The organism is Amycolatopsis echigonensis, assembly GCF_014174495.1.
Lineage (GTDB): Bacteria > Actinomycetota > Actinomycetes > Mycobacteriales > Pseudonocardiaceae > Amycolatopsis > Amycolatopsis echigonensis.
In genome coordinates this window covers 1-9,814 of sequence record NZ_JACJHR010000154.1, presented here as the reverse complement: position 1 = coordinate 9,814, position 9,814 = coordinate 1, and the positions used below count along the sequence as shown (strand labels likewise).

Annotated in this window: 9 protein-coding genes; 3 read left to right on the top strand and 6 right to left on the bottom strand. The window is 70.9% G+C overall.

Translation table 11 applies throughout. The annotated features are described in order from the left end of the window. Positions 1 to 204: 204 nt before the first annotated feature. On the top strand, positions 205 to 366 hold the full coding sequence (locus H5411_RS44825) for a hypothetical protein (protein WP_376772298.1): 162 nt from the start codon (positions 205 to 207) through the stop codon (positions 364 to 366). A 48-nt stretch (positions 367 to 414) separates the two neighbouring features. Here H5411_RS44825 and H5411_RS44820 read toward each other — a convergent pair whose 3' ends face one another. Continuing rightward, positions 415 to 1,194 carry a nitroreductase/quinone reductase family protein gene (locus H5411_RS44820; protein WP_244194865.1) on the bottom strand — a complete coding sequence of 260 codons (780 nt, stop codon included), beginning with the start codon at positions 1,192 to 1,194 and terminating at the stop codon, positions 415 to 417. Positions 1,195 to 1,219: 25 nt separating this feature from the next. Beyond that, positions 1,220 to 2,242, bottom strand: coding sequence for an LLM class flavin-dependent oxidoreductase (locus H5411_RS44815; RefSeq protein WP_101439784.1), 1,023 nt, complete (start codon positions 2,240 to 2,242; stop codon positions 1,220 to 1,222). Positions 2,243 to 2,343: 101 nt separating this feature from the next. On the opposite strand from H5411_RS44815, the gene H5411_RS44810 reads away from it, so the two are divergent. Then, positions 2,344 to 3,315, top strand: a complete 972-nt coding sequence (locus tag H5411_RS44810; protein ID WP_101439785.1) for a quinone oxidoreductase family protein — start codon at positions 2,344 to 2,346, stop codon at positions 3,313 to 3,315. A 2-nt stretch (positions 3,316 to 3,317) separates the two neighbouring features. Here the strand turns inward: H5411_RS44810 and H5411_RS44805 are convergent, their stop codons facing one another. The 4 genes from H5411_RS44805 to H5411_RS44790 are packed head-to-tail and all read right to left on the bottom strand — an operon-like array spanning position 3,318 to position 8,255. Beyond that, on the bottom strand, positions 3,318 to 4,901 hold the full coding sequence (locus H5411_RS44805; protein ID WP_101439786.1) for a dipeptide ABC transporter ATP-binding protein: 1,584 nt from the start codon (positions 4,899 to 4,901) through the stop codon (positions 3,318 to 3,320). 3 nt (positions 4,902 to 4,904) lie between these two features. Continuing rightward, positions 4,905 to 5,729, bottom strand: coding sequence for an ABC transporter permease (locus H5411_RS44800; protein WP_101439787.1), 825 nt, complete (start codon positions 5,727 to 5,729; stop codon positions 4,905 to 4,907). Further along, positions 5,722 to 6,681, bottom strand: coding sequence for an ABC transporter permease (locus H5411_RS44795; protein ID WP_101439788.1), 960 nt, complete (start codon positions 6,679 to 6,681; stop codon positions 5,722 to 5,724). The genes H5411_RS44800 and H5411_RS44795 overlap by 8 nt, the downstream gene beginning before the upstream one ends. Next, on the bottom strand, positions 6,678 to 8,255 hold the full coding sequence (locus H5411_RS44790; protein WP_101441310.1) for an ABC transporter substrate-binding protein: 1,578 nt from the start codon (positions 8,253 to 8,255) through the stop codon (positions 6,678 to 6,680). The genes H5411_RS44795 and H5411_RS44790 overlap by 4 nt, the downstream gene beginning before the upstream one ends. A gap of 324 nt (positions 8,256 to 8,579) precedes the next feature. Between H5411_RS44790 and H5411_RS44785 the strand changes: the two genes are divergently transcribed. Next, positions 8,580 to 9,800, top strand: coding sequence for an MFS transporter (locus H5411_RS44785; protein WP_183127815.1), 1,221 nt, complete (start codon positions 8,580 to 8,582; stop codon positions 9,798 to 9,800). The last annotated feature ends 14 nt before the right edge of the window (positions 9,801 to 9,814 follow it).

The following is a 9,814-nucleotide window of genomic DNA, read 5'->3' as shown; positions in this document are numbered from 1 at the left end:
CCCGTGGATGCCAGCAGTGTGGCGCGGAGGGCGGGCCGAGGGCGACGGTAACCAGCGTCTGAGACAGTCGGCGAGAGCGGGAATAAACCGGTTGCCCCCTGTCACGGCCGTGCGGTGTGCTCGGGGCAGCGGAGATCGTGCGTGAACAGCGCTGGCTGCGGTGGCTCGGGCCGCGGTTGCCGGAGGTGGTTGCGGAGGCGCGCGGTGTTCCGCGAGGCGGTGGAGGCGGACGACGCGACGTGGGAACGCGGCCGGGGCTGGGCGTTGTCGATCGCGCTGATCCAGTTGCCGTATTACCGCGACACCAATCCGGTGGTGGCGGCGAACTCGCGGCGGACCATCGAGGCCGTGGTGTCCGGCTCGTGAGTGTTTATCGCGGTTCTAACCGGGATTGCCGCTCACGAGAACCCAACGCTAGTCCAGGTCGATCCGGATTGTCAGCAGATCCGTGCCGAGCGCCTGGACCGCGGCGCTGTTCAAGCGCGGCAACGACTTCAGCCGCGTCCGGGCGTCGTCTTCCGGGAGCAGGTGCGCGACCCCGCGCAGCCACCGGCCGTGCAGGCGCAGCCGGACGTGCGGGTCGGCCTGGATGTTGCGTACGTACTGCGACCGTTCGCCGAATTCGGACACCAGCCAGAATTCCGGTCCGACGCGACGGCCGCCGATCGGGGTCCGGCGGGGGAGACCTGAGCTGCGGCCGGTGGTTTCGAGCAGCGTCTGGCCGGGGAGCCGCGAGAGGACGGGGTTGCCGAGCTTCCGCTGGAACGTCGTCACGAGCTGGTGCTGGAGGTCGCCGGGTCGCACCTGACCGGCGGCGCGCCGCAGCCGGGCGGGGATGACGAGTTCGTGGATCGGCACTGCCAACGCCCACAGGTGGCGGGCCGGGAAACGCTGGTAGGTGACTTCAGTGGTCCAGTACACCCGGCTCGCGTCGAGGTGCACGATGTTGCGCGTGGTCATCAGCGGCGAAGGCGCTTCGAGCACGACCCGGTCCGGCGTGGCCGAAGCGATGGTCCAGCCGAGCACGCGGTCCGGGGCCAGGCGCGTGGTCAGGCCGAGGCCGAGCCATCCGGTGCGCAGGAACGCGCGCATCGGCGGCGGAGCGTCCTCCCAGACCGCGCGGGCCCACTGCAATGCGTCGCGCTGGTCTCCGGCGGGACGGGGAATGTCCACTGTGGACGTGAAATCCGGCACCCCGCCACGCTAGCATCAGCGACCGTCAGGACGCAGGCTTCCAGCGCAGCTCCGGGCCCAGCCGGGTGGCCAGGTCGGTGAGGATCTGCACGTAATCCTCGTGCTCGAAGGTGAACGGGAGCGCGAAGGCGACCTCGTCGATCTCGCGGAAGGCGGCGTGCCGGTAGAGCTGGTCGGCGATTTCGGCGGAGGTGCCGACGTAATCGCGCGAGAACAGCAGACCGGCCGGCCCCTGCGGGGTTTTCGTGCGCGGCAGGCGTTTCGCCGCGTAGTCCTCGTACTTCGCGCGCTGCTCAGCCGTGGCACTGTCGGTCGGAATCACCACCAGGCCTTGCGAAACCCGGGCCCGCGCACCGTCCGGATGGTGCGACCGGAATGCCCGCACGTGCGAGAGCTGGATCTTTTCGAAGTCCGTCGAACCCTCTTCGGCGCGGACGACGCTGCTGGTCAGATAGTTCATCCCGGCTTGTCCGGCCCAGGTCGCCGACCGGGTGCTCGCGCCGCCGTACCACATCCGGCCGGCCAGGCCGGGAGAATGCGGCTGCACGCGGTCGGAGAACGTCTCGATGCCTTCGACCCCGCTGAACGTCGACGCGGGCTCGCCGCGGACCAGGGACAACAGCCGCGACACCCGGTCGTAGCCGAAATCTTCGCGGTCGCCGGTGTCCGGATACAGCGCGGCCCGCACGTCCTCGTAGTGCATCGGCGGGCTGACGCTGACGCCCGGGTTGAGCCGTCCGCCGGAGAGGACGTCCACGGTGGCCAGGTCTTCGGCCAGTCGCAGCGGGTTTTCCCAGCCGAGCGGGATGACGGCGGTGCCCAGTTCGATCCGGCTGGTGCGCTGGGTGGCCGCGGCGAGCACCGCGACCGGCGACGAGATGCCGTACTGCAGGTGCCGGTGGCGCACCCAGGCGCTGTCGAACCCGAGCTGCTCGCCGAGTTCCAGCACTCGCAGCGTGGACTCGTGGCCTGGCCGCGGGTCGTCGCCGTCGAACAGGCCGATCGTCAGGAAACCCAGTTTGCGCAGCGGTTGCGTTTCGCTCGGCACGGCGAGGCCCTCCTCAGATCAACTAAGCCGGAATAACCGCGAGCTGGTCCAGGTTGTTCCGGCTCGCTGACACACACGCAGAACACTGGGGAGTACGCACGATGCGCGCTTTGTCCATCACCCGCTACGGCGGTCCCGAGGTCCTGGAAGAGATCGAGGTGCCCGAGCCCGTTCCAGGGCCGGGCGAAGTGACCATCACGGTCTCGCACGCGTCCGTCGGGCTGATCGACGCGCTGATCCGCCGCGGCACGCTCGCGGAGTACGACTACGCGCCGAAGCCTCCGTTGGTGCCCGGGCTCGAGGTCGCGGGCACCATCCGCGCGGCCGGACCGGATAGCGGCTTCTCGGTCGGGGACGAGGTCGTCACGCTCACGCTGCCCGGAATGGGCGGATACGCCGACGTCAAACTCGCGCCCGCCGGTCTCGTCGTGCCGCTGGCCGGCAGCGGAGTGGAGCGCGCGCAGGCGGTCGCGGGCCTGGCGAACACGGTGACGGCCTACCTTTCGCTCACCGAGGCAGTTCGGCTGCCGAAGGACGCGCGCGTGCTCGTGCACGGTGCGCTCGGCGGCCTCGCCTCGGTGTACCCCGAGGTGGCGCGGCTGCTCGGCGCGCGCGAGGTCGTCGGCACGGTCCGGCGGCCCGAGCAGGTCGAGGCGGCGAAGCAACTCGGCTTCGACCGCGTCGTGCTGTCCGGGGAGCTCGGCGAGCTGAGCGGCGAGCGGTTCGAGATCATCGTCGACCCGGTGGGCGGCGACCTGCGGATCGAATCGCTCGACCTGCTCGCGCCGATGGGCCGGATGCTCGTGGTCGGCAGCGCGGGCAGCGAGACCGCGCCGATGGTGGACTCGAACGCCGTGTGGGGCAAGAACATCGGCGTGCTCGGCTTCAACGTGGGCGGCTTCCTGGCCGCCGACACCGCGCCCGCTCGTCCCGCCGCGGACGCCGTGCTGCCGCTGTACACCGAGGGCCGGATCCGGTTGCCGGTCACCGTCCTGCCGATGGCGCAGGCGCGAGAGGCGCACCGCCGGATGGACGCGGGCGAGGCCGTCGGACGGCTCGTGCTCGCCAACTAGGGTCACGCCCGCACCTGCTCGCCGCCCGGGATCGCGGCCAGCAGGTCGCGGGTGTACTGCTCGCGCGGACGCAGCAGGACGTCGTCGGCCGGGCCGAATTCGAGCAGCTTGCCCTGGCGCATCACCCCGACCTGGTCGGCGATTTCCCGCACCACGGCCAGGTCGTGGGTGATGAACAGGTACGTCAGGCCGAGTTCGTCCTGCAGTTCCACGAGCAGGTTCAGGATCTGGGCCTGCACCGAAACGTCCAAAGCGGACACGGGTTCGTCCAAGACGACGAGATCCGGCCGCAGCGCCAGCGCGCGAGCGATCGCGGCGCGCTGGCGCTGGCCGCCGGACAGCTCGGCCGGCTTCCGGCGCAGCACCGACGACGGCAGCGCCACCTGGTCCGCCAGCTCGGCGACCCGCTCCGCGCGGTTGCCGACGCGGAACGCACGCAGCGGTTCGCCGATCACTTCGGCGATGGAGAAGCGAGGGTTCAGCGAGGCGTACGGGTTCTGGTACACGAGCTGGAACCGGCGGCGCAGCCTGCGCAGTTCGGCGGCGGACAGCCGGGTGACGTCCTGGCCGTCGAAGCTGACCGTGCCGGCGGTCGGGGTCTCCAGGCCGACCGCCATGCGTGCGGTGGTCGTCTTGCCGGAGCCGGATTCGCCGACCAGCGCCAGGGTCCGGCCGCGGGTGAGCTGGAACGACACGTCGTCCACGGCTCGCACGGAACCGGCGCGCGAGGAGACGAAGGTCTTCGACACCGAATCCACCGACAGCAGGACCTCCGGACCCTCCGCGCGGCGGGGCCGGAGAGGTTCGCGGCTGAGGCTCGGCGCGGCGGCGAGGAGCCGTTGCGTGTAGTCGTGCGTCGGCGCGGCGAGGAGTTCGCGGGCCGGTCCTTCCTCGACCAGCCGTCCCTCGGACAGCACGGCGATCCGCCCCGCCCGGTCGGCGGCCACGCCCAGGTCGTGCGTGATCAGCAGGATCGCGGTGCCGTCGTCGGCGGCCAGCTCCGCCAGGTGGTCGAGGATTTCCTTCTGCACGGTCACGTCGAGCGCGCTGGTCGGCTCGTCGGCGATGATCAGCCGCGGTTTGCCCGCGAGCGCGACGGCGATCAGCACCCGTTGCCGGAGCCCGCCGGACAGCTCGTGCGGATACTGTCGCGCGCGCAATTCCGGCCGGTCGACGCCAGCCCGGCGCAGCAGTTCCACCGCGCGGTCGGCGGCCTCGCCACGGGCAGCCAGACGGTGGATCAGCAGCACCTCGGCCACCTGCTCGCCGATCCGCCGGACCGGGTTCAGCGACACCGTCGGATCCTGCGGCACGAGCGCGATCCCGGTGCCGCGTACCTTCCGCCAGTCCTTTTCGGACAGTGCGGTCAGGTCGCGCCCGTCGAAGGCGATCCGTCCGTTGTGGACCCGTCCGCCGCGCGGCAGCAGGCCGATCGCGGCGTGCGCCGTGGTGCTTTTGCCGGAACCGGATTCGCCGACCACCGCGACGATCTCGCCCGCTCCGACCCGCAGGCTCACGTCGCGCACGGCAGGCACCACGCCGCCCGAGGTGCGGTATGTGACCGCGAGTTCGCTGATTTCCAGCACTTGTCAGCTCCGTTCGCCGTCGAGAGCCCGGGACACGCGGTTCGCGGCCAGCACGACGGCCGCGACGGTCAAGCCCGGGAACGTGGTCATCCACCAAGCGGTGGCCAGGAAATTGCGTCCGCCGGCCACGAGCGCACCCCATTCCGGCGTCGGCGGGCTCGCGCCGAACCCGAGGAAGCTGAGTGCGGACACTTCGAGCACCGCGGTTCCGACTGTCACCGTGGCCAGTACCAGCACCGGTCCTAGTGCGTTGGGCAGTATGTGCCGCGCGAGCACCCCGGCCCAGCGCACGCCGGACGCCCGCGCCGCCTCGACGAACACGCCGGAGCGCACCCGCAGCACCTCGGCGCGCATGAGCCGGGCGAACGAGGCGAGGTTCGCGACCCCGACGGCGATCGCGACGTTCGTGGTGCCGAACCCGAGCGCCGTCACCAGGGCCAGCGACAGCAGGATCGCCGGGACCGCCTGGAGGACATCGACGATCCGCATCACGACCGCGTCGAGCCAGCCGCCGCGGAACCCGGCGAGGAGCCCCAGGGCAGACCCGGCGGCGAACGCGACGAGGACCGCGAGAACCGTCGCCCGCAGGGACAAACCGGCCCCGTGCACGACACGGGCGAACACGTCGCGCCCGGTTTCGTCGGTGCCGAACAAGTGCCCGAGCGACGGGCCCTGGAGCCGTTCGGACGGGACGCCGGTGATCGGGTCCTGGCCGGTGAACAGCGTGGGCGCGAAAGCGGCGATCAGCACCGCCGCGAGCACGAACCCGGACAACACCAGACCGGGCCGCCGCAGGAGAAACCGTTGCGGCAAAACCGCTTCAGACATGCGCGGGCACCTCCTTGCGCGCGGACACCCGCGGGTCGAGCAGCGGGTACACGAGGTCGACGACCAGGTTGAGCACCACGAAGAAGAACGCGGCGAGCACGATCACCGCCTGCACCACCGGCACGTCCTGCGCGGTCACCGCCGACGCCGTGACCCGGCCGAGCCCGTCTCGGGAGAACACGGTTTCGGTCACCACCGAACCGGCCAGCAGGTTGCCCGCGACCACGCCCACCAGCGTGAGCGCGGGCAGTCCGGCGTTGCGCAGCGCGTGTCCGAAGTGGACTCGACGGCGGCTCGCGCCCTTCGCTCGCACGACTTCGATGTACGGTTCGGTGAGCTGCGTTCGCAGGCTCTTCGCCAGCACTTGCGCGATGATCGCCCCGGTCGGCAGGGCGAGCGTGACCGCGGGGAGGACCAGCGACGCGAAGCCGGTCGACCCGAGTGCCGGGAACAGCCGCAGCTGGAACGAGAACAGCTGGATCAGCAGCAGCCCGACCCAGAACGTCGGCAGCGAAGTCCCCAGCGGCGGCAAGGAAAGCAGCAGCTGGCTCACCCAGCGGGTGCGGGTGAAGGTGCCCAGCACGGCGATCCCGCCGCCGAAGACGATCGCGAGCACCAGCGCAAGGCCGGAGACGGCGAGCGTCGGCGGCAACGCGGTGAGGACCTGGTGCGTCGCGTCGTCGCCGGTGGCCACCGACGTGCCGAAGTCGCCGTGCAGCGCGGCGAGGAGGTGCTTGCCGTACTGCACGAGAACCGGGTCGTCCAGCCCGTACTCGGCGCGCAGGGCGGCGATCTGCTCCGGCGACGCGCTGGGCCCGCCCTCGGCGGAACCGAGCTTGGTCAGCACCGCGTCGCCGGGCAGCAGGTACAGGATGACGAACGACAGCGTGAACGCCGCCCACAGCACCACTACGGCCTGCAGAACCCGGCGAAGCAGCGGAAAGCCGTTCACGAGCCCGAAACCCAGGCGTCGAACAGCTGGAGCCGCGAGGAAGCCTCGAAGCCGACGTCATGCGCGTTCGGTCCGACGCCGAGCACCTGCGTCAGCTCGAACACCGGGATTGCGTAGGCCTGCTCCACGATGGTCCGCTGCGCTTGTTCCGCCGCGGGCTTGCGCTTCGCGGGGTCGACAGTGGCGGACTGCTCGGTCAGCGACGCGTCGAGCGGATTGTCCGCGGGCAGCTTGCTGCGATTGTTCGTCTTCGTGGAGAACTGCTGGCGCAGGATGTCCGGGTCGGCGCGGGTGACGTTGTACCAGAGGAAGTCGTAGTCGCCGGCCTGCTGCAGGCGGGTGACTTCCGAGTTGGTGTGCAGCTCGATCTTCAGGTCGAAGCCGATCTTGCGCAACTGCTGCTGGATCAGCTCCAGGACGCTCTGATTCTGGTTGAACACCGGGGAGAACAGCACGGACGCGGTCAGCCGCTGCCCGTTCTTCGTCCGGATGCCGTCCGGGCCGGGGACCCAGCCGTCGGACTGCAGCAGCGCCTGCGCGCCCGCCGGGTCGTAGGCGAGTTCCTTCGACAGATCGGTGTACAGCGGCGTCGCGGAGCCGAGGATGCTCGTCGCGGGCTTGTAGTTCGGGGTGAGCACGGTGCTGGTGACCTCGGGCCGGTTCACGCCCTTCGACACCGCCTGGCGCACCTTCTGGTCGGCGAGGACGCCGCGCGTGGTGTTCGCGTGCAGGTTGAACACGATGCCCGGGTTCGGCCGGACCGGTTCGGTGAAGCCGTTGCCGGAGAACTGCGGTTCGTCCACCGGCTGCACGTCCGTGATCGCGTCGAGCTGGCCGGAGGTCAGGCTGCCGGATCGCACGCCCGGCTCCGGCACCACGCGGAAGTCGATCTTGTCGACGTACGCCTCGCCCTGGTGCCGCCACAACGGTGAACCCCAGTGGTAGCCGGTGCGCTTGCCGAGCACGATGTCCTGGTTCGGCTTCAGACTGGTGAAGACGAACGGACCGGAGCCGATCAGTCCGGCGCCCTGGCAGCGTTGCTCGGCGGTGTGCCGGAACGCCGCGGGGGCGAGCACGCCGAGCGACATCGTGGAGCTGGCCTGCAGGAATTGCGCGCTGGGCTGGGTGAAGTCGAGCCGGACCGTCGCCGGGTCGAGCACCGTCGCGCCGCGGTAGGCGGCCAGGTAGCTGGAGCCGAGCAGGGCTTTCGCGCCGAGCGCCTTGATGCCGTCGAAGCTGGTCTTCACTGCGGCGGCGTCCACCGGGGAGCCGTCGGAGAACGTCGCGCCGGAGCGGAGGTGGAAGGTGAAGCTCGTGGAATCGGGGCTGACCGTCCAGCGGTCGGCGAGCCAGGGCGTGATCGCGCCGGTCTTCGGGTCCTGGTCGGTGAGCGAATCGACCAGCTGACGGCCGACGTTCACCGAGGCGTTCGTGCTGACCTGCTGCGGGTCGATGCAGTCCGGATTGGACGAGATGCCCAGCCGGAGCGTGCCGCCCGGACGCGGGGGACCGGCGTCCTGCGGGCTGGCTCCGCCCGCCGTGCCGCAGGCGGCGAGCAGCAGCGGAAGGGCCAGCGCGAAGGCGAGACGGGCCCGCGCTCGAGCGGGACGCGGGGGCCGGGGCGGGGTGTGGCGGGGCACGGAGTTCCTCCAGCGGGGACGGATCGGATGCCTCCAGCTCAACCGTTCGCGGCGGTTCGCTGAAGCCCGTCCCAGCACGTGAACCGCTGGCCCGCGATCCGGCCGGGCGCGCGGATTCCGGTTGACGGACAAGGGAAAGCGTGGCCCGCGCCCGCGTGATATCCGGCGCGGTTTTGTTCGGCGAGAAGGTCCGGAGAGCGGGAGCGCGCGGCGGTGTGCTGCGGAAAACCGGTTGCGGCGCGGAGGACACTGGCGGACATGGCGGGGTGGGGTGGGAGCGGGCCGGCTTGGGTCCGCCTGCAAGCGGTGGCGGTGTCCGGTTCAACCTGTGAAGGGCTTTTGCTCGCGGCGCTGCCCTTGCTGGCCGTCTCGATCACCACCGACCCGCGTGCGGTGTCCCTGGTGAACGTGGCCGGGCAAGCGCCGTGGCTGCTGCTTTCGCTGTTCGCCGGAGTGGTGATCGACCGGGTCCGGCGGACGACCGTGCTCGCTTCCGCCTACGCGGTGCAGGTCGTCGCCGCGCTCGCGTTGGCAGTGCTGGGTTCCACCGGTTCGCTGAGCCTGCCCGCGCTGCTGGCGGTGGCCTTCGTGCTCACGACGGCGCAGGTGTTCGGCGACGGCGCGGCGGGTTCGGTGGTCCCCGAGGTGGTCGCGCCGGATCAGCTCAACATGGCGAATTCCCGGCTGCAGGTGATCGACCGCGGCATGGTCCAGTTCGTGGTGCCGCCGGCGACCGGGTTGCTGATCGGGGTCAGCGCGGGACTGCCCGCGTGGCTGGCGGCCGTCGCCGCGCTGGGCGCCTTGCTGCTCGCACGGGGAATCCCGTCGGCGAAGCCGGTGCGCACACCGGTGCATCCGCTGAAGGACGTGACGGCCGGGTTGCGCTATCTGGTCGGCACGCCGTTGCTGCGGTCGATCACCATCACGGTCGCTTTGGGGTCGTTCGCGGCGGCCGCGGGCAACTCGATGCTCGTCCTCTACGCCACGCAGGAACTGCACCTCGCTCCGTTCGGCTACGGCGTGCTGCTGGCCTGCTTGGCCGTCGGCTGGGTGGTGTCGTCGTTCTTCGTGGACCGGTTCGTGCGGCGGTTCGGCTACTCGACGGCGATGCGGATCGCGCAGGCGTGCGCGGTGCTGAGCCAGCTGCTGCTCGCGATCGTGCCGCCGTGGCCGGCGCTGGTCGGCGCGGTGCTGATCTTCCTGACCGGGACGACGTTGATCTGGAATGTCTGTTCGCAGTCCAGCCGGCAGCGGTTCACCCCGTCGGAGCTGCTGGGCCGCGTGCTGACCAGCCATCGCGCGCTGGCCTGGGGCTTGACGCCGCTGGGTGCGCTCGCGGGCGGCTTCGTGGCGGTGCACTGGAGCTTGCGCGGGGTGTGGGTGATGGCGGCGGCGGTCCAGCTCGTCGGGACGTCGGTGGTATGGCGGCAGCTGTCCCCGTCGGCGTTCCGGGAGGCAGAGGCCGCGATGGCGCGCTGAGGCGTCAGCCGCGT